Here is a 25,261-nt window from a genome sequence, read left to right on the forward strand (position 1 = left end):
AGCCCGATGAGCACAGCTAATATCCTGGTCCGCACCGCGGCAACGCGACGAGCGCTCATCACACTTGTTGCCGTTTCTGCCATGGCGGTGGTGGCCTCACTCGCTCTTGGATCACGCGCGATCCCGCTTGGTGAGCTCGCCGGCGCGGCAGCAGGGCAAGGCAGCATCGACGTGCGCACCATCTTCTGGCAGCTACGCGTTCCGCGCACCCTGCTCGCCTATGCCGTCGGGGCGTGCTTGGCCGTTGCCGGCGTTTTGGCTCAGGCGTGGACACGCAATCCGCTAGCGGACCCCGGGTTCATCGGAGTCACCGCGGGCGCAGCGTTCGCGGTGGCCCTCGGTAGCGCCATGGGCACGGTGGCGGGCCTTGCCGGAGCCACCGTGCACGCTTTCGTTGGTGCGGCTGCCGCTTCTGCTCTGGTGCTCGTCGTGTCACGCCGCTCTGCCAGCCCGCTCACTCTGATTTTGGTGGGTATGGGAGTCGGCGCCTCCTTGAGCGCGGGTTCAGTCCTCATCGGACTGTTCGACACTGAGGTGCTCGACAGCATGCGGCACTGGGTGGTCGGCTCGACCATCGGCCGCGGCTATGCCGACGCTGCTGTTGCGTGGACCGGGCTCGCTGTCGGGATGCTGGTCGCTGTGTTAGCCGCACGTCCCCTGGACCTTTTGGCCATGGGGGAGGAGACATCCCTCGCGCTGGGCGGCTCGCCCCGGCTGGCGCGGGTTTTCGCGGCACTCGGCGTGGTGATTCTCGCCGGTTGCGCCACCGCGACCGCCGGACCCGTCGCCTTCGTCGGCTTTGCGGCGCCGCACATCATGCGTCGCGTCGTCGGTCCTCAGGTTAGCCGTCTCCTGCTGTCATCGGCCCTGTTCGGCGGAGCGTTGGTGCTGCTCGCAGATGTCGTTGGGCGACTCATCATGCGTCCCGGCGAAGTCGAGATGTCGATTGTCATGGCCGTGATTGGCGGGCCTGTGCTCATCGCGGCGGTGCGCCAGGGCTCGACGATGCAGAAGGCGGTGGCGTAGATGGACCGGATCGTAGAGATCCTGGGTGCGCAGCGGCGGGAGCGCAGGAGAAGGACGGCCGTCGCCGGAGCTATGTTCGCCACCGTGGCTGGAGCCGCCTACCTGGTCCTTCTCGGGCAGGGGGCGTTGGAGCTGAGCCCAGCGCGTGTGGTGGACGTGCTTACCGGAGGTGGCACCAACCGCGAGATCATGGCGGTGTGGGACCTGCGGATGCCCGTCGCCCTGGCGACACTCATCGTCGGGGCAGCGCTCGGAATGGCGGGGGCGTGGACGCAGTCGATGTCACGCAACATGCTGGCCTCCCCGGATATTTTGGGGGTGACCTCCGGTGCGGCGGCTTTCGTGGTGCTGGGTAGCATCACCTACCGCCCCTCCTTTGCGGACGAGATCCCCGTCTTCTGGTGGCGTGCGCTGCTCGCACTGGTGGGCGCGGCTGCCGTCGTCGCGGTGCTGGCGCTGATCGGGGGAATTGGCACAAGTGACAGGATCGTCATCGTTGGTGTCGCGCTGTCTCTCATGCTGCATGCGGCGGTGAGCTACCTGCTGCTTCGCGCCGAGATCCTGCGCGCCGCCGAGGCACAGACCTGGCTGGCTGGGTCCACTGAGTTTGTCCGCATGGATGCCATCCTCCCGCTGCTGCTGGGACTTGCGCCCTTCGTCGCGCTCGGGGTGTGGTGCGGACGCGACCTGCCGGTTTTAGCGCATGACGACGACTCGGCCGCGATGCTCGGAGTGAGCATTACTGAGCAGCGCCGGGCGTTGCTCATCGCGGCCACGGGTGTATCGGCGGTGGTGGTCGCAGCTGCCGGGCCGATCGGCTTCGTCGCGCTTATCGCTCCGCACTTCGGTCGGCTCGTCGCCGGCACCCCGACCCCCTCGCCGGTGGTGGCGGGGGCTGCGGGGGCGGCGATCTTGGGGGTGTGCTCTGTGATCGGTGGTTTCATCCCGTCGACCGCGCCGGTGGGAGCTGTTTCCGCCGCTCTCGGAGGGGTCGTTCTGGTGGTGCTGGTGTGGAGCCGAGACCGCTAGCGCGAGACGCAACAATCCAGAAGGAAAGCAAGGAAATGAACAGCAAGACACGGACCGCGGACGCACTTGTGGCTCAGGGCATCAGGGTGGGTTACGGGGACGGAGCGGAGGTGCTCCACGGCATCGACTTAACGGCGCGCGCAGGGGAGGTGACCACGCTCATTGGGCCGAATGGCTGCGGCAAGTCCACATTGCTCAAGGCGATGTCCAAACTCCTTGTGCCCAGTGCGGGAATGGTGCACGTCGACGGTGTCGATATCCACTCCCTGTCGGCGCGCGAGGCCGCTCGCCGAGTGGCTCTCCTGCCGCAGCACCCGAGCGCGCCGGGCGGGTTGTATGTCGGGGAGCTCGTCGCCCGCGGGCGACATCCGCACCAAGCTCGCATGGCTGGTCCGTCCGCCGCTGACCATGAGGCTATCGCCCGCGCCTGCGAGGCCACGGGGATCAGCGACCTCCTTGAACGCGATATCGACGCTTTGAGCGGCGGACAGCGTCAGCGAGTGTGGCTGGCCATGACCTTGGCGCAGGACACATCCGTGCTGCTGCTCGACGAGCCAACTACCTTCCTCGATCCCGCCCACGCCATTGACATGCTCTCCCTCGCACGGGAGCAGGCGCGCGGTGGCAAGGCCGTGGTAATGGTCCTGCACGACCTCATGCTGGCCGGCATGTTTTCCGACAGGATGATGGTCATGCGCGACGGCGCCATCGTGGCGCATGGCACGCCGGAGCAGGCTTTGACAGCGGAAGTTCTGGCACAGGCTTACGGGCTTCGGGCCGAGGTGTGGGACGACCCAGCCGGTGTTGCCCCCGTCATCGTCCCGCGCGGGACCGTGCGTTAGGTGCTTCCCATACCGGCGAGTGTGGAGGAGAACCCCTAGACCTCGTTGTCGTTGAACGGGTCGTGGACGCGACCTGCCAGCTCGGCTACGGAGTCGAGGATCGTGGTGGGGCGGTAGAGAAAGCGGGTAATTTCGGTGTCGTCGGAAATGCCGGTGCGCACGAGGATGGTGCGCATGCCGGCTTCGAGGCCGGCTTTGACATCGGTACAAAGACGACATCCGCGGCAAGCTCGCTGACGAGTTCGGTTACGACAACGTCATGCAGATCCCGGGCATCACCAAGATCGTCGTGAACATGGGTGTGGGCGACGCTGCCCGCGACTCGAAGATGATCAACGGTGCGCTCGAGGATCTCACCGCGATCACCGGCCAGAAGCCGCAGTTGCGTCGCGCGAAGAAGTCCATCGCTAACTTCAAGCTGCGTGAAGGCATGCCGATCGGCGCGAAGGTCACCCTGCGCGGCGACCGCATGTGGGAGTTCCTCGACCGTCTGCTGACGGTTGCTCTTCCGCGTATTCGTGACTTCCGCGGCCTGTCGGACACCCAGTTCGACGGCAACGGCAACTACACCTTCGGCCTCGCCGAGCAGACCATGTTCTACGAGATCGACGTGGACAAGGTTGACCGTCCGCGCGGTATGGACATCACCGTGGTGACCTCCGCGGTCAACGACGAGGAAGGCCGTGCGCTGCTGCGCCACTTCGGCTTCCCGTTCAAGGACAAGGACGGCAAGATGCAGCGCCCGTAAACTGCTTATCGACGCCCCCCGCTACCCGGTTTCACACCGTGGTCGCGGGGGCGTTTTGCGTTCGGGCAGTTGCTCCCCGTGCTGCGGCAGGCATCTCGAATTAGGGTGGGGGCTGGTTCTGCCAGTTCTGCCAGTTCTGCCAACTCTGCCGTCTGCCCGAGGAGCGCTCGCATGTCCCGTCGTCCAGCCCGTGCGGTTATCGCAGCCGCCACCGCCCTGTCTTTAACTACCGCAACTGTCCAGCCCGCTGAAGCGGCACCCGCACCGCTGGAGATCGGCGCCCTGCCACAGCAGGACGTCGTGATCAACGGTGTGAAAGTACCCATACCGGCAGCGCTGCTCGCTGTCGCCGGAATCGCTGCGGCCCTCGGTGGGCTGAGTGCGTTCATCGTGCAGGCAATCATCAATGCGGCAGCGGGGCAGAAGGGCGGGTCTGCACCCGGTGGTTCTTCCCGCAAACCGGGGGATGAGAAGCCTCACGCTGAGTACCTGAATCGCTTCGACTTCAGCGAAGGGAACAATGAGAAGGCAATCGGCGGGCTCAGCGGCATCGAGCTCGTCGACCAGGACCGCTACATTGCTATCTCGGACGACAAGAAGGAGCACGGTCCGATTCGCGCGTACTACTTCAAGACGACTGATGGTGGAAAGACCTTCACGCAAGACGGAGAGGTCAGGTTCACGCAGGCGGACGGGAGCGAGTATTCCGATTACCTCGACCCCGAGGAAATCCGCTTGCTGCCGAACGGAAACTACCTGTGGACCACCGAAGGCTCAGCCGACAAGGGCACGTTCATCGCCCCACAGATCATTGAGTCCACGCCGGATGGGAAGGAAGTCCGGCGCATCGACGCTCCAGCGCACCACGCTCCCGATGAAAAGGGAACAAAGGGTGTGCACAACAACAAGGGTCCAGAGGCGATGGCGGTTCTCGCTGATGGGAAGACGATGATCACCATTAACGAGGATGCTCTCGCTCAAGATGGACCGGAGAACTCTGAGACCCACAGCTCCCTTGCCCGCATCACGGTGTACGATCTGAACTCCGGTAAAGCCGTCAAAGAGCACGCAGTTCGTGTGAGCCCGGGCCGCGGGGTGACGTCTTTGCTTGCCGACGACAACGGCAACCTGCTCATGCTCGAGCGCGGATTCAACGAAGCCACCAAGACGAACATGGCGCAGATCTACACGCTGGACCTTGAGGGCGCGGATGATGTGCTGGGCACCGAAGCACTCACCGGCTTGGAGAAGACCGCGTCCAAGACCCTCGTTTTCGACTTTGACAAGCAAAAGCCCCACCCCGACAACGTCGAGGGCCTCGCCTGGGGGCCGAAGAACGCGGCTGCGAACGGTGGCCGCTCGATGGTGGTCGTCACTGACGACAACTTCAACGATTCCCAGTCGACGCTGATGCACCTGCTTGCCGTGCGCTAACACGTGCTTCCACGGTGCCTGTGCGAGCAAAGTGGGGCAAGCTGTGCTCTCCCGCGTCATGCCCGGCGTGCACGGAACTCACATCGAATGTGGAGAAAGATCTCAACCCGATCACTACCGGGCAGGGCACGTTTGAGTAAGAATGGCTGAGTCTGTATGCCGGTTCGATGAGAACACCGGTGGACTCTTGATAGGGGATGTGCCCCGCACGACAGATGTGTACTTGCCAGGGAGACTTTGATGACCGCGACACTCACCGCCAGCGACGTTCGACGAGATGTTCAATCGGGGCCGACAACTACTGAAATACTGCGCGGATGCAATCTTGAACTGCACGGTGGCGGCCTCACCGCGATAGTTGGGCACTCTGGATCCGGAAAATCGTCGTTGCTCATGTGTTTGAGTGGTCTCGACGAACCATCGTCAGGCTTTGTCAGTATTAACGGGCAGGACATTTACCGCCAGTCCGCGAGCGACCGGGCCCGGATGCTGCGTACGAGCATCGGGTTCGTCTTCCAGCAGTACAATCTCGTTCCCTTTCTCTCCGTTGAAGAGAACATCACGCTTCCTTTTCGCCTGAACCGGGAGAACGTTCCCCGCCGCGTAGTCAACGGCTTGATAGAGGCATTCCATCTAGGCGCGCGGCGCGACGCGCCGGCCCGGACATTGTCCGGCGGCGAGCAACAAAGGACCGCGCTGTGCCGGGCGCTAGCGCGACGGCCAGACATCGTGTTCGCGGATGAGCCGACAGGCGCGTTGGATTCGCAGAGCACTGGAATCGTGCTGAACACCCTCCGACGCATGGCGGACGAGGGACAGATGATCGTCATGGTCACCCACGATCTGGAGGCTGCGGCAATGGCAGACAACGTCATTGTCATGCACGACGGTCAGGTGGCTGGGGCAGTTGGGAGAACGACCAGCCAGGAGCTACTGGCTATCATCTCGAGCCTCGGAGAGTAATCAGATGCAGCGCTATGTTCTGAAGATGTTCGCCGACGGATGGCGTGAATGGACGCCAGCCATGGCCGTGGTCGGCGTGATCTCCACGATGATTGGGCTGTGCGTGCACCAGTACGCCTGGACCATGACTCCGCAGTTCCGTGACGCGGTGGCTGCCGCAGGCGCCCCACTAGCCGAGTATCAAATCCTTTCCATCACCATTTACGTCGTGATCGCGTTGGTGTCGTGGGTCGCTCTGACAGTTGTGGGGAAAGCAAGCGTTCACGCTTCCCGGCATACCCACGCGCTGTGGCTTTTGCTTGGGGCATCACCGCGCGCAGTGTTTCTGTCCACGCTGTACATTTTGCTGATCGTGAGTTTCTGCGGAGCCATGATGGGGGCGATCGCCTCAACATTTTTAGGTTTCTGGGTGCTCCCTGCATTCGATGGCGCGGTGTCCCCAGCCGTAGACATGCCGCGGTTCACTGTCGCGCTGTGGGCTCCGCTCGTGGTCGTTATCATCGGTGTCGCTACGGCCATCGTGGGTGGTGTGGTGCCTGCGTACCGGGCATCCCGCATCCAACCCGGTGTCGCATTGCGTACGGTCCAGCAACCGGACCACAAATCCACATCGTCGGTGCTGCGGATCGTCAGCGGTTCGTTCTTTCTCCTGATTGCTGTAGCGCTCGTCGCGGCCTCGAAACTGGACCAGCAGCTCGCTTCTGCGGGGCTAGCCCCAATCATCAACCTCGCCTTCAACGCAGGTGCCAGCGCCTTGATCGGCGTTTACCTGATGTGCCCAGAGATAGTGGGATTCCTCTTTCGAGTTCTGCACAAAGTTTTTGATGTTACTGACCTGGTCGTTTCGGCACTGGGTACCCGTGCAGCAGCAGCACGGTCGCGCATGAACGTGACCACAATCGCGCCGTTGGCTGCAGGTCTTGGCGGCGTCGGGCTGCTGTTGTGCGCATTGGGTTCGGTTGGAGCAGTCGTCCAGATTCTCGAACCGGGGGTGGAAACCAACATGACCGATACTTGGATCATTATCGCCGTTGTGATTGTGTCGATGTTCGCTACCAGCGCCGCCGTTGTCGCACTGTCCGCGCGCGGACGCGGTCATGAAGTTGCTCTCCTACAATCTGCCGGAATGTCTCCGCGGCAGGTGATCGCGCTGATCGGGGCGGAGAGTTTCGCGATGTCGCTTGCAGCGACATTGGTCGCAGCTGTCCCAGTGGTTGTGGGTGGCGTGGTCTGTGCCTTCGCAACCGCGACTGCTCTCAATGGACCACCGGTTGTCGAGTGGCCGTTTAAGATGATGTCGCTTGGCATGCTCGGGGCGTGGTTATTGCTTTTCCTCATCTTGGCCATCCCCACGATCGGACCGCTCCGCAACGGGCCGAGCGCGCAACTCCGGGGTGGGGGAGTCTGACCTTGGCGGGGGTCAGCAGGTCACCGATCCCGCCCGACGGCAAGGAAGTTCGCCACACAGACGCGTGAGCACGATGCTTCTGGCTACATGTCGATAAGTGTCCAGTCAACCTGCGGTAGGCGTTCGCGCGTGGCCATCCACGTCTCGAAGGCTGCAAGGGTCTCGTCGTAGCTGGCGATCATTGCCCGGTAGTGGGCGTCGGGGCCACCGTCGCGGACTTCCACTAGGTACGCCCCCCTCGGCGGGCTGGTACATGGTCTGGATGTACTGATCGCCGTCATGCGTTTCTCCGACGATGAGGAAGTCCACGTCCTCGCGCCCATGGTCGTGGAAGTAGATCATTTCATTGGTCACGCTGGTCAACCACTGAGACAATGCGCGAGGAGAAGCCCAGGCAATGTCCCAGTTGTATGTGCGGATGAACATGTCTGGAGTGTCGTCGCCGTAGGCCAACACAAGGTCGCCTAACTCGAAGACGACGACCAACCCCATGTCCGCGGCGATCTGTGACAGGCGGTGGGCCACCAAGCTGACCACCACGTCGTGCACGTCCACAACGAGGCAGCGGTCGCCTCGAAGTCCGGTGCCATCTGGGTAGAGGCGTCCGTGGTCAATCAGGTCACGGTTCTGCTCCAGGACTTGATCGCGCAGCTTTTCCAATTGTTTGTTTGCGACAAGTGGCCCGTCGGACGCGGCCACAACAGCCCCGATCATCTCTTGGTTAGGCATGGCCAGGGGCGCGTTGGGCTTGTGGATGATCAGGTCTGTGTTTCCTATGTCTCGTCTCGTTTCGGCTTGGCTGTCGCCCGCTTATAGCTTCAGAACGGAAGGCTTGTGGTCCGGCGCAGGAGTGACGAGGACCTCAAGTGAACGCGGTGTTTTAAGGTTCTCTTCGTAGGTGTAGAACCCGTCCGGGGCGCGAAACTGCAGCGGTGTCCAGCCTGTCCAGGGCAGACGGTAGCTGTAATCCACGTGGTCTTGGGGCCCATCGATGGACGTTTCCACCGCATCGACAATCGTGATGCCCTCTTCGTCGACGTGGATGGTGTGAGTGGCAAAGGCATCATCCCATTCGCTATAGCTGTCAGCGATGGTGAAGGTGGCTTTGATCGTTTCACTGTCTTCGGGGGACGGCCCACCAATGCAGATTGATCCGGGGCAGAATCCCACCGTTGGATAGCGGGAAAAATCCAGCTCCGCGTCCTCTTCGATGTGGAGGTTGCCAAAACATAGCTGAACAGCTCAACGACCACATCGAAGGTGCGTGCGGGTTCGCTCATGCGGGGAAAACGCTTACGAGGTCAGCCCGGAGCTGTTCATGACGTCGCGCAGAGTGTTAGCGGAGTGCTGGAACTGCTGCGTTTCGGTCTCGTCGAGATGCAGTTCGACAACATCGCGGATGCCGGTGCGGTTGATCACGGCGGGGGTGCCAATGTAGATGTCGTTCTCACCGTACTCACCTTCGAGCAGGGCGCTGACCGGCAGAACTACGTCCTCGTTGTGGAAGACCGCCTTGGTGATGCGGGCGAGGCCGCCACCGATACCGAAGCTGGTGGAACCCTTGGCGCGGATGATGTTGTAGGCGGCGTCGCGAGTCTCCTCGAAGATGGTGTCCATCTCGTTGGAGGCGTTGTCGTCTTCCTCAGCCAGGCGGCGCAGGCGCTCGCGCAGGGAGACACCTGCCGCGGAGCCAGCGGAGATGACGGGCAGTTCGGTGTCGCCGTGCTCGCCGATGACGTAGGCGTGGACGGAGTTGGAGGAAATCCCGAAGTACTCGCCGAGAGAGTGACGGTAACGGGCGGTGTCCAGGATGGTGCCGGAGCCGATCACCTGGCGCGACGGCAGGCCGGAGAACTTCCAGGTGGCGTAGGCCAGAACATCGACAGGGTTGGTAGCCACGAGGAAGATGCCGTTGAAGCCATGCTCCATGACCTCGCCGACGATGGATTCGAAAATCTTCAGGTTGCGTGCCACAAGGTCGAGGCGGGTTTCACCGTCGCGCTGAGCGACACCGGCGCAGTTGACCACGAGCGCAGCGTCGCGGCAGTCCTCGTAGGTGCCCACGGTCACGCGGGTGTTGTGTCCGGACCACGGAACGGCGTGGTTGAGGTCCTGGACGTGGCCCCACGTCTTTTCCTCGTTGAGGTCGATAATGGCCAGGTGGTCGCACAGGCCCTGGTTGACCAGCGCGTATGCGTAGGCGATGCCGACGTCACCGGCGCCGATGAGGACGACTTTGTTTCCGGCAGTCGGGCTGTTGGTGATCTCGCGGTTTTCGTGCGGGTGGGTCATGGGTGCTCCTTCGGGGTGGTTAGTCACGGGACAGGTCAAACTCAGTGGTTCCTTCGATCCGTTTCGGATCTGTGCGGGTAGCGATGCTGACTCGGTTGAAAGAGTTGATGGCCACAATGCTGACCAGCAGGTTTAGTGTCTCTTCTTCGCCGAGCTTTTCGACGGCAGCATCCCACAGGTCATCCGGAACCGATTCGTCGCCGTCGATGTGGGTTATCGCGTCGGTAAGCGAAAGGACCAGTTGCTCGTCCTCACTGAACGCATCGCTGTTGTTGGTCCACCGCTCTGCTTTGAGGATGCCCTCCTCGGACCAGCCGTCTTTGCGTGCGTCGCGGCGGTGGGTGGCGATGCACGCGCGGCAATCATTCAAGACCGAGGCACGCAATGAGACGAGGTGGCGGTAGTCTTCCGGCACATTTTGCGAGGTGTATTTCACCATGGGCAGCAGCGAGCGCATCGCGTCGCCCCTGAGTTGCTTCCTAGGTGTCTCGGATGGCTCGGTCATATTTCCGAGCCTAGTCTTCCCAGCTCCGGCGTGCTGTGTGGGAAAGCTAACTCATCACGGCCGCGGCCGGTTAGCGGGAGGAGCGAATGGTGAGCGCCAGGACTGCTCCGATAATGCAGGCCACAGTGGCTGGCCGAAGTGGTGGAGAGTGACCAACGGCTTGATGCCCCGAGAAAGAAGGCCGCGGTACTCCTCGGCGTAGCGGGCCAGCCCATCCTCATCGAATAAGCGATTTGTGCTTTTCAGGCGCTGACCTGTATGGTTGACCGACGGACCTGAGCGCGACGCACGAATGCGCCTCAGAGCCGTTTTTTGAACGTGACAATCCGACATTGTTGCAGGCCCCCCGCCATAATGCGGACCGTATGAAGGGTGGCGGCGAGCACCTTCCGTTACTAAGCGGCAAGGAGCGCCCCCAAGTAGCTGTAGTAGCCCCCGACAAAACACGCGGATAACGCAGGTGGGTCACGGGAACCGCAACGAGAAAGGTAAACGGTCAACCATGACCATGACAGATCCTATTGCGGACATGCTGTCTCGCGTGCGCAACGCTAACAACGCGCACCACGAGACCGTGTCCATGCCCTCCTCGAAGTTGAAGGTCAACATCGCGGAGATCCTCAAGCAGGAGGGCTACATCGCTGACTACACGGTTGAGGAAGAAAAGGTCGGCAAGACCCTGTCCCTCGACCTGAAGTACGGCCCGTCCCGCGAGTCTTCCATCGCTGGCCTGCGCCGTGTGTCCAAGCCTGGTCTGCGCGTCTACGCGAAGTCCGGCGACCTGCCGCAGGTTCTCGGCGGCCTGGGCGTGGCCATCATCTCCACGTCCCAGGGTCTGCTGACGGACCGCCAGGCCCAGGAGAAGGGTGTAGGTGGGGAAGTCCTCGCCTACGTCTGGTAAGGGAGGTTTGTTAAAACATGTCTCGTGTAGGTAACGCACCCATCGCTATCCCCAGCGGCGTCGAAACCAAGATCGACGGCCAGCACGTCGAGGTCAAGGGCCCGAAGGGCACCCTGTCCGTGGACGTTCCGGAGCCGATCACCGCTGCTGTTGAAGACAACCAGATCGTGGTCTCCCGTCCGGACGACCACCGCACCAACCGCTCCCTCCACGGTCTGTCCCGCTCGCTGATCAACAACTGCGTTGTCGGCGTGACCGAGGGCTACAAGATCAACATGGAGATCTTCGGCGTCGGTTACCGCGTGCAGCAGAAGGGCAAGGACCTTGAGTTCTCCCTCGGCTACTCGCACCCGATTCTGATTCAGGCACCGGAAGGCGTCACCTTCGCTGTCGACGGCAACACCAAGTTCTCCATCGAAGGCATCAACAAGCAGCAGGTTGGCCAGATTGCCGCGAACATCCGCCGCCTCCGTAAGGATGACCCGTACAAGGGTAAGGGCATCCGCTACGAGGGTGAGCAGATTCGCCGCAAGGTCGGAAAGACGGGTAAGTAAACAATGAGCACTGAAGCAAACACTCAGAAGCGCACCCCGGTCGGCCGGGACATTGCTACCCGCCGCCGCGAAGCACGCGTCCGCCGCCACAACCGCATCCGCAAGACCCTGCGTGGCACCCCGGAGACCCCGCGTCTCGTCGTGCACCGCAGCTCCCGCCACATGCACGTCCAGGTCATCGACGACCTGGCAGGCCACACCCTGGTCTCCGCTTCCTCCATGGAAGAGGACGTGCGCGGCGTTGAGGGCGACAAGAAGGCCAAGGCAGCGAAGGTCGGCGAGCTGATCGCCGAGCGTGCCAAGGCAGCTGGCATCGACGAGGTCGTTTTCGACCGCGCCGGTTACAAGTACCACGGCCGCGTCGCAGCGCTTGCAGACGCAGCCCGCGAAGGTGGTTTGAAGTTCTAATGATCACCGCAGCAAAGTTCGCAAACATCAACGGAAGGATCGCGTAATGGCCGAGCGTGAACAGCGTGAAGGCGGAGCATCCGCCGAGGACCAGAACCAGAACGCTGCAGCAGACAACGCTGCAACGGACAACAACGACAACCGCGGTCGCGGCGACCGTAACGGCCGCGGTGACCGTAATGACCGAGGCGACCGCGGTGGCCGCGGCCGCCGTGACGACCGCCGCAACGATCGCGGTGGCCGCGACGACGAGCGCGACAAGTACATCGAGCGCGTCGTGACCATCAACCGTGTGGCCAAGACCGTCAAGGGTGGCCGCAACATGTCCTTCACCGCACTCGTGGTCGTCGGCGACGGCCAGGGCATGGTCGGTGTCGGCTACGGCAAGGCCAAGGAAGTTCCGGCCGCAATTCAGAAGGGTGCTGAAGAGGCTCGCAAGAACTTCTTCCGCGTCCCGATGATCGGCGGCACCATCCCTCACCCGGTCCAGGGCGAGGCCGCAGCGGGCATCGTCATGCTCCGCCCGGCAGCTCCCGGTACCGGTGTCATCGCCGGCGGCGCTGCCCGCCCGGTGCTCGAGTGCGCTGGTGTCCAGGACATCTTGGCCAAGTCCCTCGGTTCCGACAACGCCCTCAACGTGGTCCAGGCCACCGTTGCAGGCCTGAAGGAACTCGTCCGCCCCGAGGAAGTTGCCGCACGCCGCGGCAAGTCCATCGAGGAGGTCGCCCCGGCCCGTATGCTGCGTGCACGCGCAGGACAGGAGGCGTAACCCACCATGGCACTGAAGATCACTTTGAACCACGGTCTCGTCGGTGAGAAGCCGACGACCCGCAAGAACATTGAGGCTCTGGGTCTGCGCAAGATTGGCCACTCCGTGGTCAAGAAGGACAATGACGCTACTCGCGGCATGATCCTCAAGGTGCGCCACCTGGTCACCGTCGAAGAAGTAGCAGGGGAGTAAACATGGCTGAAGTAATCAAGCTCCATGATCTGCGCCCGGCTGAGGGTGCAAACAAGGCGAAGACCCGTGTCGGCCGCGGTGAGGCGTCCAAGGGCAAGACCGCTGGCCGCGGTACCAAGGGCACCAAGGCCCGCAAGCAGGTGTCGGCAGCATTCGAAGGTGGCCAGATGCCGCTTCACATGCGCCTGCCGAAGCTGAAGGGCTTCAAGAACCCGAACAAGGTCATCTACCAGGTTGTCAACGTTTCCGACCTGGCAAAGGCCTTCCCGGAGGGCGGCACCATCACCACCGCTGACATTGCTGACGCTGGCCTGGTTCGCAAGAACCAGCCGGTGAAGGTGCTCGGTGACGGTGAGATCAGCGTCAAGCTGAACATCACCGCCGAGAAGTTCTCCAAGTCCGCGTCGGAGAAGATCACTGCCGCTGGTGGCACCACCACCGAGGCAGTGTCCCGCGCCACGGCTGTCCAGACCGACGCCGCGGCTGATGCCGCTGACGCTCAGGGCGTCAAGGAGTCTGACCCGTTGACGGGCACGGCCTCCATGACAAGGCCGGCAGCAGACGAGGCTGACGAGGAGAACTAAACCCTCAAAAGCTCCACGTCCATCCCCGCGATGACGGATTCATTTCCGCCGTCGTGGGGATTTTTCATGCCGCGGGATCATTGTGGCGCCGGGGTCTTATCGCATGGTTCGCAGGCAGGGGAGTGCCACGGTCGCGGTGAGAAGCCCACAGAAAAGGCCTTGTACTAGTTGCCGTTTCATGGTTTGCCCGGCGCACCTGCTAGGGTGGACGAGTCAAATATGCCCCGGTGTGTGTGCCGGGTGCGAACCGTACGTAACTGTCCGCAATCTTCTCTGCTGCTGCCACGGCCAGAGGAGCCAGGAGGCCACGTGTCAGCCATTGTTCAAGCGTTCAAGGACGCCGATCTACGCAAGAAGATCCTGATCACCATTGCGCTGATTGTTCTGTACCGCATAGGTGCGCAGATCCCCACCCCGGGAGTCGACTACGCGATCATCGCGGAGCGTCTCTCCGCTCTGACGGAGAGCGGAGAGTCGAACATCTTCTCCGTGATCAGCTTGTTCTCGGGGGGCGCGCTGCTGCAGCTATCCATCTTCGCCATCGGCATTATGCCGTACATTACGGCGTCGATCATCACCCAGCTGCTGACAGTGGTCATTCCGCGCTTCGAGGAGCTGAAGAAGGAAGGCCAGGCCGGCCAGACCAAGATGACGCAGTACACGCGTTACCTCACGGTGGCGCTCGCACTGTTGCAGTCTGCCGGCATCGTGGCACTGGCGGACCGTGAGCAGCTCTTGGGTAGCGGCGTTCCGGTGCTGGTGGAGGATCGCACCATTTGGACGCTGATCATGATGGTCATTGTGATGACCTCCGGTGCGATCCTGATCATGTGGCTCGGCGAGATCATCACTGAAAAGGGTGTGGGTAACGGTATGTCCCTGCTTATCTTCGCCGGTATCGCCACCCGCCTTCCCACGGACGGTGCGTCCATCTACAGCCAGTCCGGACCGGTCGTGTTCGCAGTGGTCGTCGCGGCTGTGATTCTTCTCGTGGTCGGCATCGTGTTCATCGAGCAGGGCCAGCGCCGCATTCCGGTGCAGTACGCAAAGCGCATGGTGGGCCGCCGCCAGTACGGTGGTACCTCCACCTACCTGCCGCTGAAGGTCAACCAGGCCGGTGTGATCCCGGTGATCTTCGCCTCCTCGCTGATGTATGTCCCGGTTTTGATCACCCAGATTGTCAACTCCGACAAGCCGGTTCCGCCGGACAACTGGTGGATGTCCAACGTTATGGCGTGGTTGCAGAACCCGGGATCCTGGCAGTACATCCTGATCTACTTCACCCTGATCATCTTTTTCGCCTACTTCTACGTGTCTATCCAGTACGACCCGAACGAGCAGGCCGACAACATGAAGAAGTACGGCGGCTTCATCCCGGGCATTCGTCCGGGCCGCCCGACTGCGGAGTACCTGGCATTTGTGATGAATCGTCTGCTCTTCGTTGGTGCCATCTACCTCGGCCTGATCGCCATTCTTCCGAACATCGCTTTGGATCTGGGTGTCGGCGGTAGTGGCAACATGGGCATGTCCGCGTTCGGTGGTACGGCTATCCTGATTATGGTGTCCGTGGCACTGACCACGGTGAAGCAAATTGAATCCCAGCTACTGCAATCCAACTACGAAGGACTGTTGAAATAATGCGTCTCGTTCTCCTTGGCCCTCCCGGTGCCGGCAAAGGTACCCAAGCAGCAATTCTCTCCGAGAAGCTGAACATCCCCCACATCTCCACGGGCGATCTGTTCCGCGCGAACATCGGCGAAGGCACTCCGCTTGGCGTGGAGGCGAAGGAGTACATCGACGCGGGCAAGCTGGTGCCCACTGAGGTCACCGCGCGCATGGTCGAAGAACGTTTGGCCGAGCAGGACGCGGACAACGGCTGGCTTCTCGACGGCTTTCCTCGCACCGTCGAGCAAGCCGAGATCCTCGCTGAGCTACTTGACCGTCAGGGCCAACAGCTCGACGGTGTGATCAATTACCAGGTGGACGAGGATGTTGTCGTTGAGCGCATGCTCGCCCGCGGGCGCGCCGATGACAACGAGGAGACCATTCGCACCCGTCTGCAGGTCTACCGCGATGAGACCTCCCCGCTGATCGATCACTACGGTGACGCCTTGATCAACATTGATGCGGACGGTGAGGTCGAAGAGGTCAACGCCCGCACTATGGAGCGTCTGGGCCAGTAAATGCTGTTCGGCCGGAAGCGGGCGATCCCGGCGAAAACGCCGGGTGAGCTCGATGCGATGGAGGAGGCCGGCAAGATCGTCGGCATCGCGCTGCAAGAAGTGCGCAAGGCGGCAGTCGCAGGCTCTACCACGCTGGATCTAGACACTGTGGCGGAGCAGGTCATCCGCGACCACGGTGCCATTCCGACGTTCAAGGGATACAACGGTTTTCCTGGATCGATCTGCGCGTCCGTGAACGATGTCGTCGTCCACGGCATCCCGGGGAAGAACATCGTTCTGGCTGAAGGTGATCTCGTATCCATTGACTGCGGCGCGACATTCGACGGCTGGGTCGGTGACTCGGCGTGGAGCTTCGGGGTGGGGGAGCTGTCTGCGGACGTCGATAAGCTCAATCGCGCAACCGAGCAGGTACTTGAAGAAGGCCTGCAGGCGATGGTGCCGGGTAACAGGCTTACCGACGTCTCCCACGCGCTCGAGCAAGCCACCCGTCGTGCTGAACAGGAATTCGGTGTTGAATTGGGAATTCTCGCCGGTTACGGTGGCCACGGTATTGGCCGCGCGATGCACGAAGACCCGTACCTGGAAAATGAGGGTCGGCCTGGCCGCGGCCCGCTGATTCAGTCAGGGTCGGTCCTGGCGATTGAACCGATGCTCATTCTGGGGGGTGGGACCGATTCGGTCGTCCTGGAGGATGGCTGGACGGTCGTTACCGCTGATGGCTCACCGGCTGCTCACTGGGAGCACACTGTCGCTGCGACTGAAAACGGACCGCGAATTTTGACGCCGCGGACAGGGTAAAACCAGCAAAGTTATTCAACGTGAATACAATTTCGCGTTTATGTATGCGTTTAGTATGTCTAGGCGTTAAGCTTTTAGCATGTTCACTTCTTCCCGTAAACATCGCACTTTCGTCATTGCTGTCAGTACTGCCGCAGCCGTGTCTGCGGCACCCGCCGTTGCCGAGGCGGATGCCGCGTCAGCTCAGAGCTCTGGAGCCCAGATAAGCGCATCGATCGGCCGCGAAGGCTCTTCCAGCAACCTCGATGCCGTTGAAATCTTGGGGGCTGCTCGAGAGTTTGCGCGTGATCAGGCTTCCGCCATTGCCTCCGGCAACCCTGCAGTAGAGGGGCTGCTGCACGGGGCGATCGACAACATTGTTGAATTCATCCACCCGGGCTTGATCGGGGAGCCGGCCGAGGAGAACCCCACGCCAGTTCCACCCGAGCCGGAACGCCCGCTCACGCCTGAAGAGCGTGGTGGCAAGCCGATCTTCCAGATTTCGTGGTAGGCGACAAGCTTAATCACAGCCTTTCTGCGGCTCGCGGACAAGTATCTCTCCGTTGCACTTCACGTAGCTAATAGTTTCGGGTTATACTTTCCGCATGCAGAAACCATCCTTCCGTTCCGTGCGGGCCCTTGTGGCCGGCGTCGGCGTAGCAGCTGCTCTTGTCGCGGCTCCCGTTCCGGCGCAGGCTCAGCCCGCCCTCCCGCAGGTCAACGTATCCAGCTCTCCGTTCCTGCAGAATGCGGAAACGGCTCTCCAGGCAGCAGCCATGCAGATCAACCGTGATGCCCGCAACGCGGTGTGGGACACTCGCAATGCGTTGCGTAGCGCGGCCACCACAGTCTCCGGTGGCAACAGGGCACAGGAAAAGAAGCTTCACGACGGCATTGACCGCCTCGTCGATGCCATCGCCCCGGGGCTGATCGCCGAGAAGACCCCGAAGCCAAAACCTGCCCCGGCTCCCGCACCGAAGCCGGCTCCGGCGCCGCGCCCGGCCCCGGCTCCGCAGCCGGGTGGGTGTGCGCCGTCGGCACGCGCGTGCGTTGACTTGAAGAACCAGCGCACGTGGCTGCAGCGCGGCGGCAAGGTCAGCTACGGTCCGGTCCGCATGGGCTCCGGCAAGCCGGGCCATGAGACTCCGAAGGGATTCTTCTACGTCAACCGCAAGGTCAAGGACGAAATCTCTTGGGAGTTCAACAACGCCCCGATGCCGTTTGCTACCTACTTCACTTTCAACGGCATCGCGTTCCACCAGGGCGACCCGTCCATCAAGTCCCATGGTTGTGTCCGTATGTACCGCCAGGACGCGGAGCAATACTTCAACTCCCTGCAGATCGGTGACCAGGTCCACGTTTTCTAAACGAGTACCCGCACCCACGAGCTTGCTCCCCAACCATACGGTTGGGGATTTTGCTTTTATGCAGGTAGAAGGCTAAAGTTGTGCGATGGTGTGGGGCATGATTGCCACCGCACTATGTAGTAATGGTCGAAACGTCAGGTGACCAGCATATTTTCACTGTCACCAGGAAAGCGGAGTGTATGGCTAAAGAAGGCGCAATCGAGGTCGAGGGCCGCATTATCGAGCCCTTGAAGAACGCAATGTTCCGTGTCGAACTGGACAACGGGCACGAAGTTCTCGCCCACATCAGCGGCAAGATGCGCCAGCACTACATCCGCATCCTCCCCGAGGACCGTGTCGTTGTGGAGCTGTCTCCCTACGACCTGGAACGCGGGCGCATCACCTACCGCTACAAGTAAAACGAGAAGCCTCCTTATTCACGGCATGCCCCAAGGTGGGCATGTTTTCTCACCTCCGGCTGCGGTGGCTGGAGCCGCGTGAACCACGACCCAAGTGTCCGGCCGGACCGGACCCAAGCGTCGACTGACGTGGACGAATAGGGAGAAAACCACCGAAACAACCTGAAAGGCACGTCCAACATGGCACGTCTCGCTGGTGTGGACCTTCCGCGCAACAAGCGCATGGAGGTCGCACTGACCTACATTTACGGAATCGGGCCTGCCCGTTCCAAGGAACTGCTCGAAAAGACCGGCATTTCTCCCGACCTGCGCACCGACAACCTGACCGACGATCAGGTCGCAGCTCTTCGTGATGTCATTGAGAACTCGTGGAAGGTTGAGGGTGACCTCCGCCGCGAAGTTCAGGCTGACATCCGCCGCAAGATTGAGATTGGCTCCTACCAGGGCCTGCGCCACCGCCGTGGACTTCCCGTCCGTGGCCAGCGCACCAAGACCAACGCGCGTACCCGCAAGGGACCGAAGAAGACCATCGCAGGAAAGAAGAAGTAATACATGCCTCCGAAGACTCGTTCCACTACGCGTCGCTCTGGTCGCCGCGTAGCCAAGAAGAATGTGGCCGCAGGCCACGCGTACATCAAGTCCACCTTCAACAACACCATCGTGTCCATCACGGACCCGAACGGTGCTGTCATCTCCTGGGCCTCCTCCGGCCACGTCGGTTTCAAGGGCTCCCGTAAGTCCACGCCGTTCGCCGCACAGATGGCCGCAGAGTCCGCGGCCCGCAAGGCAATGGACCACGGCATGAAGAAGGTCGACGTTTTCGTCAAGGGCCCGGGCTCCGGCCGCGAGACCGCAATCCGTTCCATCCAGGCCGCCGGCCTGGAGGTGTCCTCGATCTCCGACGTGACGCCGCAGCCGTTCAACGGCTGCCGTCCGCCGAAGCGTCGTCGCGTTTAACAGGCTGAAAGGAAAAGAGGTAACTACACATGGCTCGTTACACCGGCCCTGCTACCCGTAAGTCCCGTCGCCTCCGCGTCGACCTCGTCGGCGGCGACATGTCCTTCGAGCGTCGCCCCTACCCTCCGGGGCAGGCTGGCCGCGCCCGCATCAAGGAGTCCGAGTACCTGCTCCAGCTGCAGGAGAAGCAGAAGGCACGCTTCACCTACGGTGTCATGGAGAAGCAATTCCGCCGCTACTACGAGGAGGCTAACCGCCTCCCGGGCAAGACCGGCGACAACCTGCTGGTGCTCCTGGAATCCCGTCTGGACAACGTTGTGTACCGTGCTGGTCTGGCGCGCACCCGCCGCCAGGCACGTCAGCTGGTTTCCCACGGCCACTTCACCGTCAACGGTGTGAAGACCAATGTGCCGTCCTACCAGGTGACCCAGTACGACATCATCGACGTCCGCGAAAAGTCCCGTAACATGCTCTGGTTCGAAGACGCCCAGGACAACCTGGTCGACTCCGTTGTCCCGGCCTGGCTGCAGGTCGTTCCGGAGACCCTGCGCATCCTCGTGCACCAGCTGCCCGAGCGCGCTCAGATTGACGTTCCGCTGCAAGAGCAGCTCATCGTCGAGCTTTACTCGAAGTAACCCCCTACCGGCGTCATATAGCGGTCGCCGAAAAAGGAGAAGTTCATGCTCATCTCACAGCGTCCTCAACTCACCGAGGAATACATCGACACCAACCGTTCGAAGTTCGTCATCGAACCGCTCGAGCCCGGTTTCGGCTACACCCTCGGTAACTCTCTGCGCCGTACGCTGCTGTCGTCCATCCCGGGCGCTGCAGTGACGTCCATCAAGATCGAGGGTGTGCTCCACGAGTTCACCACGATCAACGGCGTCAAAGAGAACGTCTCTGAGATCATCCTCAACATCAAGAACCTGGTGCTGTCCTCCGATTCCGATGAACCGGTGGTCATGTACCTGTCCGCACAGGGCCCGACCGACGTCACTGCCGCAGATATTGATCTGCCTGCCGACGTCACCGTGCACAACCCGGACCTGCACATCGCTTCTCTGAACGAGAGCGCACGCCTGGACATGGAGCTCGTTGTCGAGCGTGGCCGCGGTTACGTCCCGGCTATGACCAACTCCGGCGGCGAGATCGGCCGTATCCCGGTCGACCAGATCTACTCGCCTGTGCTGAAGGTGTCCTACAAGGTTGAGGCAACCCGTGTTGAGCAGCGCACTGACTTTGACAAGCTGATCATCGACGTGGAGACCAAGAACTCCATGAGCGCCCGCGACGCCCTGGCGTCCGCTGGCTCCACCCTGGTCGAGTTGTTCGGTCTCGCACGCGAGCTGAACACTGCCGCCGAGGGCATCGAGATCGGCCCGTCTCCGCAGGAGACCGAGTACATCGCTGCATACAACATGCCGATCGAAGACCTGAACTTCTCTGTCCGCTCCTACAACTGCCTGAAGCGCCAGGAGATCCACACTGTCGGTGAGCTCGCTGAATGCACCGAGTCCGACCTGCTGGATATCCGTAACTTCGGCCAGAAGTCCATCAACGAGGTCAAGATCAAGCTGGCTTCCCTGGGCCTGACGCTCAAGGATGCTCCGGAAGACTTCGATCCGACCCAGATTGAGGGCTACGACGCGGAAACCGGCGATTACGTTGACGGCGGCTTGGACGACGCTGAGTAAAGAACTGAGCGCCGCACGCGCACACACTTTTTAATCCACGAGGAGTACAACAATGCCTACCCCGAAGAAGGGCCCGCGTCTCGGCGGCTCGGCTGGGCACCAGAAGCACATTCTGGCCAACCTGGCTAGCCAGCTGTTCGAGCACGGCGCCATCACCACCACCGACGCTAAGGCGAAGGTTCTGCGCCCGTACGCGGAGAAGCTGATCACCAAGGCAAAGTCCGGCACGGTCAACGACCGTCGCGCCGTGGCTGCCGAGATCCCGAACAAGGACGTCGTTACGTACCTGTTCAACGAGCTTGCTCCGAGGTTCGAGAACCGCCCCGGTGGTTACACTCGCACCATCAAGCTGGAGAACCGCAAGGGCGACAACGCCCCAATGTCCCAGATCTCCCTCGTTCTCGAGGAGACTGTCTCTGCTGAGGCGACCCGCGCTACCCGCGCAGCAGCGTCCCGCGAGAAGGCTGCCCAGGAAGCAGCCGCTGGCCAGGATGCAGCCGCACCGGCTGAGGCTGAGGTGACCGAGGTCAACGAGGCTACCGAGGCTGCCGCTACCGCCGCAGCTGAGTCTGAGAACACGACCACTGTCGTCGCTCCGGAGAGCGAAGAGACTGTTGTGAACATTAACGAGGTTGAGACTCAGGCTGACGCGACCGAGGTCGTCGAGGAAGAAGCTGAGGCTGAGGGCGACAAGTAAGCCCGTCATGTAGGGCTATAGGCCCGTTCGTGAAAACCGCCTGTTGAGGAGACGCCTTCTCGACGGGCGGTTTTCTTTTTTAAGGTTTATTTGAGTAGCGCTCTTCTAGTCCCAAGCCGTAGTTCTGGAACCCCCGCGCCCCCCACCCGCTGCGCCGCATTGAGGTAAGTTCGAAATCGCCGTTCCAGAAGAGCTTCTAGCAGATAGATTGCATCCCCCAAGATGTAGTATGAAACCCGAGCGCAGGACGAGCTCCTCGCATATACATCGCACCGCCCGAAGGTTCGCTTTCGGGCGGTGTTGTCATATCGGGGTTAGGCCGCTGATTGGTACGGTAAGCCCCGATGAAACATCAAGCATCCAACCCTGGTTTAGATGAAGAGCAAGCGGGCATTGTCCGCCTCCGCCTCGACATCGCGTATGACGGCACTCGGTTCCACGGCTGGGCCCGCCAGGCGGCTGCCCCGGGGGAGGAGACCCCAGTACGGACGGTGCAGGGGGAACTGGAGGATGCGCTCAGCCTCATCTTGCGTCATCCTGTGGAGCTCACCGTTGCGGGGCGCACGGACGCCGGGGTGCATGCTACAGGCCAAGTCGCGCACGCGGATGTGCCCAAACACGCGCTCGACCGGCGGTCGATCGACGGGGAGCCGGAGAAGCTCACCCGCCGCCTCGCCCGGCTGCTAGAACCGGATCTTCGGGTCACCGCCGTCACCGAGGCACCACGAGATTTCGATGCCCGGTTCTCTGCGCTGACGCGCACCTACCGCTACCGGGTGACCACCAATACTGCTGGTCCGAACCCGCTCAGGCGCACGGACACCGCGGCGTGGACCAAGAAGATTGACCTTCACGCCGTGCAGGAGACGGCGACAGCCTTGGTCGGGCTGAATGACTATGCGGCGTTCTGTAAGCCCCGGCCTCACGCCACCACGATCCGCGACATTCACTCTTTCAGGTGGGCGGATGTCTCCACGGCGGAGGAACCGGAGCTCTACGAAGCTACGATCACGGCTGATGCGTTTTGCTGGCACATGGTTCGGGCCCTCGTCGCTACGTGTTTGGACGTCGGCTCAGGTGCTCGTGAAGTCTCATGGGCAAAGACGTTGCTCGCCGCACATGAGAGGGATCCGTTGGTCAAACTCGCGCCGGCGAACGGGCTTACCCTCATTCGCGTGGACTACCCAGAGGCCGCTCAGCTGGGGGAGAGGGTGTTGGTGACCAGGGATCGTCGTAAAGCGAAGGATGTGGAATAGACTGCTCTGATGGAACAGGGAAGAAAGTAGGGCCGCATGGATGTAGTCGGAGCTGTTTGGCTCGTCATTGCGGTGTTCACTCTGCCGGGACTCATCGTGGCCTGGGTTGCGGGAGCGAAGCTGCCAGCGGCGGCTGCGGCGAGTTTGCCGGCAACCTTCGGGCTGATCGGGTTCGGTAGCTGGCTGCTGGGCGCGCTGGGGATCCGTTTCGGGTGGCCGTCGTTCATCTTCTTCCTTGTGCTCGTGCTGGTGCTCGCCGGCGTGTGGCGTTTCATGTTCGCGCGGAAAGCCAAGCGTGACGGCGCCGAAACGTGGCTGCGTGCTTTGTGGCCCGGAGATTGGCGGCGGAGAAGCATCCTGGATCCGTCGTGGGTGCTCCCAGCTGCCGGTGTGACGGCGGGCGCGTGGATGCTCATCGCGAAGATGCTGGAGCTGCAGGACAACGTTCCGCACAAGATGGAAAACATCGTGCAGGGCTGGGACACGCAGTGGCACGCCAATGCGGTGCGCTTCATCATGGAAGAGGGCGTTGCCTCGCCCACGCGCATGGGTGAGCTGCAAAGCCCGGAGACACACGTGGACTTGTTCTACCCGTCAGGCTTCCACGCAGCGACGGCACTGTTCGCCCATGCTGGCGGGTGGGAGCCAGTGCCGGCGATGAATCTCGCTTCCATTGTCGCGACGAGTCTCGCGGTCGCTGGCGGTGCGGCGGGTCTGGCGTGGGCGATCGCTCGCGGTCAAGGCATGGTCGCGCAAATCGCCGCTGGGCTGGCTCCAATCGCCATTTACGCGTCGCCGTCTGTGGTGTGGATCAGCGATTACGTGGGCATGCGCCCCTACATCGTGTCCATCGGCTTGTCCGGGATTGTGGTCGCGCTGTTCATGCAGGTTCCGCGCTACAGGGCCCTGAGCTTTGCGACGCTTTTTGCCTTCCTCGGCGTCCTCCAAGTCCATCCCGCTGCCGTGACCGTCGTGGTCCTCGCAGTTCTCCTGTACTGGGCGACGTACCTTGTGTGGCGCCCCGACCGCACCCGTGTCAGCGACGTGCTGTGGCTGGCCATTCCTGCGCTGGGTGGCACGCTGTCGTTCCTGCCGCAGTTGCTCGCCGGCCGGACTCAGGCGGAGGAGGTTCAAGCCTGGGACAACCGGGAGGCCGTGACCTCCACAGAGGCATGGCACAGGGCGTTTTACATGCAGGCCCGCCACACCGACGAGTTCTTCCCCACATTTGACCCGACGATGCTGTTCTGGCTCGCCGGCTTCGGCGCCATTGTCATGCTGCTGTGGCGCGGGCAGGTATGGGCGCCGATCTTCTACGGGCTCATGGTGTCCACGACAGCCAACGCGATGCGACCGGTGGACAATCTCTTCGAGCCATTGCTGGCGTTCCTCGGCTCGGCCCACTACAACTCGGCTCACCGCGTCGCCACAATCGTCGCCCTGACACTCTTTGCTGGGGCTGCCGTGGGAGCGGCTGTGATCATCCGGGTGCTGTGCCTGGCGCCGGTCGCGGTGCGTAGGCCGAAGCGCCCGTGGCAGTGGGGGACCGCTATTGCTTCGGCTGTCCTCGCAGGCTTCACCGGCTGGGGCACGGGAGTGTGGGCTGCCACAGCCGCCGCTGAGGGTGCCAAGGAATCCTACGAGGCCTCCCGTGTGGATGACCGGATGATCGATGAAGACCAGCTGGAGGCGTTCGAATGGCTCGCCTCCCGCCCGGAGGCGCAAGAGGGCTTGGTCATGGGTGAATCCACGGAAGGGTACTCCTGGATCTACTCCATCGAGGGCGTGCCCACCGTGAGCCGCCACTACCTGTGGCCCTCGGGTGGTTTGGGCACCAACTCGAGCATCCTGAGTGACCATGCCGCCCTGCTCGGCGCGGGTCAGCGCGGCAAGCCGGATGAGGGCAATGTTGTCGATGCGGCCGCCGCCCACCTAGACGTGCGGTTCATCATCTCCACCGGAAACACCTTCTGGGGCGAACCGAGCAACTGGCAGGTGGACACTGCCCTGTGGACCTCGCCGGGTGTCACGCCCGTCTACCAGCTCAACCGTGTGACCATCTTCGCTGTGAACGAGAAGTTCAGCGCCGAAGAGCTGCGCGAGCTCCAACAAGACGCGGTGGACAACGGCGGATCCACGGAGCTTCCATCCCTCCAGCCTGTCGCCCCAGGGGCCGATACGTCAGAGTCCGGCTCTGCAGAATCCGGCACCCCGGCCCCCGAGGGGCGCGGTCCTGCCGCCCGTATGCTTGAAGCCCCGGGGTGGGCGCTCTAAACT

Annotated in this window: 29 protein-coding genes and 2 pseudogenes; 26 read left to right on the top strand and 5 right to left on the bottom strand. The window is 62.1% G+C overall.

Annotated features, from left to right (window positions below):
• Window positions 1-6 precede the first annotated feature (6 nt).
• Genes KBX17_RS01125 through KBX17_RS01135 form a run of 3 tightly spaced genes read left to right on the top strand, consistent with a single transcriptional unit; the run spans window position 7 to window position 2,897 of the window.
• The gene (locus KBX17_RS01125; RefSeq protein WP_005286706.1) at window positions 7-1,026 is read left to right on the top strand and encodes an iron ABC transporter permease; all 1,020 of its coding nucleotides are present in this window, start codon (window positions 7-9) and stop codon (window positions 1,024-1,026) included.
• On the top strand, window positions 1,027-2,055 hold the full coding sequence (locus KBX17_RS01130; protein WP_005286703.1) for an iron chelate uptake ABC transporter family permease subunit: 1,029 nt from the start codon (window positions 1,027-1,029) through the stop codon (window positions 2,053-2,055).
• 35 nt (window positions 2,056-2,090) lie between these two features.
• A complete protein-coding gene (locus tag KBX17_RS01135; RefSeq protein ID WP_050748765.1) occupies window positions 2,091-2,897 on the top strand; it encodes an ABC transporter ATP-binding protein in 807 nt (268 codons plus the stop codon).
• A 35-nt stretch (window positions 2,898-2,932) separates the two neighbouring features.
• Here the strand turns inward: KBX17_RS01135 and KBX17_RS01140 are convergent.
• A pseudogene (locus KBX17_RS01140) lies at window positions 2,933-3,118 on the bottom strand (HAD hydrolase-like protein); the annotation flags it as partial.
• Between KBX17_RS01140 and rplE the strand changes: the two are divergent.
• The 4 genes from rplE (at window position 3,115) to KBX17_RS01160 (ending at window position 7,450) form a co-directional block, all read left to right on the top strand.
• Entirely contained in the window at window positions 3,115-3,645 is a 531-nt protein-coding gene (gene rplE / locus KBX17_RS01145; RefSeq protein WP_050748764.1) for a 50S ribosomal protein L5, read from the top strand. The pseudogene KBX17_RS01140 and the gene rplE overlap by 4 nt on opposite strands.
• 171 nt (window positions 3,646-3,816) lie before the next feature.
• A complete protein-coding gene (locus KBX17_RS01150) occupies window positions 3,817-5,079 on the top strand; it encodes an esterase-like activity of phytase family protein (protein ID WP_005286693.1) in 1,263 nt (420 codons plus the stop codon).
• Window positions 5,080-5,319: 240 nt separating this feature from the next.
• Window positions 5,320-6,042, top strand: a complete 723-nt coding sequence (locus tag KBX17_RS01155; protein ID WP_005286689.1) for an ABC transporter ATP-binding protein — start codon at window positions 5,320-5,322, stop codon at window positions 6,040-6,042.
• A gap of 4 nt (window positions 6,043-6,046) precedes the next feature.
• The gene (locus KBX17_RS01160; RefSeq protein WP_256002250.1) at window positions 6,047-7,450 is read left to right on the top strand and encodes an FtsX-like permease family protein; all 1,404 of its coding nucleotides are present in this window, start codon (window positions 6,047-6,049) and stop codon (window positions 7,448-7,450) included.
• Between the two features lie 105 nt (window positions 7,451-7,555).
• Here the strand turns inward: KBX17_RS01160 and KBX17_RS01165 are convergent, their stop codons facing one another.
• The 4 genes from KBX17_RS01165 to KBX17_RS01180 all read right to left on the bottom strand — a co-directional run bounded on the left by KBX17_RS01165 (window position 7,556) and on the right by KBX17_RS01180 (window position 10,247).
• Complete coding sequence (locus tag KBX17_RS01165) at window positions 7,556-8,179, bottom strand: hypothetical protein (RefSeq protein ID WP_256018126.1); 624 nt, start codon at window positions 8,177-8,179, stop codon at window positions 7,556-7,558.
• 81 nt (window positions 8,180-8,260) lie between these two features.
• Complete coding sequence (locus KBX17_RS01170; RefSeq protein WP_256018128.1) at window positions 8,261-8,620, bottom strand: hypothetical protein; 360 nt, start codon at window positions 8,618-8,620, stop codon at window positions 8,261-8,263.
• A gap of 123 nt (window positions 8,621-8,743) precedes the next feature.
• Complete coding sequence (locus tag KBX17_RS01175) at window positions 8,744-9,742, bottom strand: L-lactate dehydrogenase (RefSeq protein WP_256002253.1); 999 nt, start codon at window positions 9,740-9,742, stop codon at window positions 8,744-8,746.
• A 19-nt stretch (window positions 9,743-9,761) separates the two neighbouring features.
• Window positions 9,762-10,247 carry a carboxymuconolactone decarboxylase family protein gene (locus KBX17_RS01180; RefSeq protein ID WP_005286674.1) on the bottom strand — a complete coding sequence of 162 codons (486 nt, stop codon included), beginning with the start codon at window positions 10,245-10,247 and terminating at the stop codon, window positions 9,762-9,764.
• A gap of 502 nt (window positions 10,248-10,749) precedes the next feature.
• Here KBX17_RS01180 and rpsH point away from each other — a divergent pair.
• From rpsH to KBX17_RS01275, 19 genes and pseudogenes are all read left to right on the top strand, one after another.
• Window positions 10,750-11,148 carry a 30S ribosomal protein S8 gene (gene rpsH / locus KBX17_RS01185; RefSeq protein WP_005286671.1) on the top strand — a complete coding sequence of 133 codons (399 nt, stop codon included), beginning with the start codon at window positions 10,750-10,752 and terminating at the stop codon, window positions 11,146-11,148.
• Window positions 11,149-11,165: 17 nt separating this feature from the next.
• A complete protein-coding gene (gene rplF / locus KBX17_RS01190; protein WP_255994423.1) occupies window positions 11,166-11,702 on the top strand; it encodes a 50S ribosomal protein L6 in 537 nt (178 codons plus the stop codon).
• 3 nt (window positions 11,703-11,705) lie between these two features.
• Window positions 11,706-12,110, top strand: a complete 405-nt coding sequence (gene rplR, locus KBX17_RS01195; RefSeq protein ID WP_005286666.1) for a 50S ribosomal protein L18 — start codon at window positions 11,706-11,708, stop codon at window positions 12,108-12,110.
• Between the two features lie 46 nt (window positions 12,111-12,156).
• Window positions 12,157-12,879 (top strand): 30S ribosomal protein S5, encoded by a 723-nt coding sequence (gene rpsE, locus KBX17_RS01200; RefSeq protein WP_005286663.1) that lies wholly within the window; start codon window positions 12,157-12,159, stop codon window positions 12,877-12,879.
• 6 nt (window positions 12,880-12,885) lie between these two features.
• Window positions 12,886-13,071 (top strand): 50S ribosomal protein L30, encoded by a 186-nt coding sequence (gene rpmD / locus KBX17_RS01205; protein ID WP_005286661.1) that lies wholly within the window; start codon window positions 12,886-12,888, stop codon window positions 13,069-13,071.
• 2 nt (window positions 13,072-13,073) lie between these two features.
• Window positions 13,074-13,517, top strand: a pseudogene (rplO, locus tag KBX17_RS01210) (50S ribosomal protein L15); the annotation flags it as partial.
• A gap of 447 nt (window positions 13,518-13,964) precedes the next feature.
• On the top strand, window positions 13,965-15,293 hold the full coding sequence (secY, locus tag KBX17_RS01215) for a preprotein translocase subunit SecY (RefSeq protein ID WP_005286656.1): 1,329 nt from the start codon (window positions 13,965-13,967) through the stop codon (window positions 15,291-15,293).
• Complete coding sequence (locus KBX17_RS01220; protein WP_256002255.1) at window positions 15,293-15,838, top strand: adenylate kinase; 546 nt, start codon at window positions 15,293-15,295, stop codon at window positions 15,836-15,838. Before secY ends, KBX17_RS01220 begins: the two co-directional genes overlap by 1 nt.
• Window positions 15,839-16,636: a type I methionyl aminopeptidase gene (map, locus tag KBX17_RS01225; protein WP_256002257.1), complete on the top strand. Its 798-nt coding sequence runs from the start codon at window positions 15,839-15,841 to the stop codon at window positions 16,634-16,636.
• Between the two features lie 79 nt (window positions 16,637-16,715).
• The gene (locus KBX17_RS01230) at window positions 16,716-17,126 is read left to right on the top strand and encodes a hypothetical protein (RefSeq protein WP_256002258.1); all 411 of its coding nucleotides are present in this window, start codon (window positions 16,716-16,718) and stop codon (window positions 17,124-17,126) included.
• Between the two features lie 94 nt (window positions 17,127-17,220).
• Complete coding sequence (locus KBX17_RS01235; RefSeq protein WP_256002260.1) at window positions 17,221-17,982, top strand: L,D-transpeptidase; 762 nt, start codon at window positions 17,221-17,223, stop codon at window positions 17,980-17,982.
• A 179-nt stretch (window positions 17,983-18,161) separates the two neighbouring features.
• Entirely contained in the window at window positions 18,162-18,380 is a 219-nt protein-coding gene (gene infA / locus KBX17_RS01240; protein ID WP_040423423.1) for a translation initiation factor IF-1, read from the top strand.
• Between the two features lie 180 nt (window positions 18,381-18,560).
• Window positions 18,561-18,929 carry a 30S ribosomal protein S13 gene (gene rpsM, locus KBX17_RS01245; RefSeq protein WP_005286639.1) on the top strand — a complete coding sequence of 123 codons (369 nt, stop codon included), beginning with the start codon at window positions 18,561-18,563 and terminating at the stop codon, window positions 18,927-18,929.
• A gap of 3 nt (window positions 18,930-18,932) precedes the next feature.
• A complete protein-coding gene (gene rpsK, locus KBX17_RS01250; RefSeq protein WP_040423422.1) occupies window positions 18,933-19,337 on the top strand; it encodes a 30S ribosomal protein S11 in 405 nt (134 codons plus the stop codon).
• 29 nt (window positions 19,338-19,366) lie between these two features.
• Window positions 19,367-19,972, top strand: a complete 606-nt coding sequence (gene rpsD / locus KBX17_RS01255) for a 30S ribosomal protein S4 (RefSeq protein WP_005286633.1) — start codon at window positions 19,367-19,369, stop codon at window positions 19,970-19,972.
• Window positions 19,973-20,017: 45 nt separating this feature from the next.
• Window positions 20,018-21,031, top strand: coding sequence for a DNA-directed RNA polymerase subunit alpha (locus tag KBX17_RS01260; RefSeq protein ID WP_005286632.1), 1,014 nt, complete (start codon window positions 20,018-20,020; stop codon window positions 21,029-21,031).
• Window positions 21,032-21,083: 52 nt separating this feature from the next.
• Window positions 21,084-21,728, top strand: a complete 645-nt coding sequence (rplQ, locus tag KBX17_RS01265) for a 50S ribosomal protein L17 (protein ID WP_256018130.1) — start codon at window positions 21,084-21,086, stop codon at window positions 21,726-21,728.
• Between the two features lie 344 nt (window positions 21,729-22,072).
• Window positions 22,073-22,984 carry a tRNA pseudouridine(38-40) synthase TruA gene (gene truA, locus KBX17_RS01270; protein ID WP_256018132.1) on the top strand — a complete coding sequence of 304 codons (912 nt, stop codon included), beginning with the start codon at window positions 22,073-22,075 and terminating at the stop codon, window positions 22,982-22,984.
• A 36-nt stretch (window positions 22,985-23,020) separates the two neighbouring features.
• The gene (locus tag KBX17_RS01275) at window positions 23,021-25,258 is read left to right on the top strand and encodes a DUF6541 family protein (protein WP_256018134.1); all 2,238 of its coding nucleotides are present in this window, start codon (window positions 23,021-23,023) and stop codon (window positions 25,256-25,258) included.
• Window positions 25,259-25,261 lie beyond the last annotated feature (3 nt).

It is taken from the genome of Corynebacterium sp. CCUG 65737 (assembly GCF_024454115.1).
GTDB lineage: Bacteria > Actinomycetota > Actinomycetes > Mycobacteriales > Mycobacteriaceae > Corynebacterium > Corynebacterium genitalium.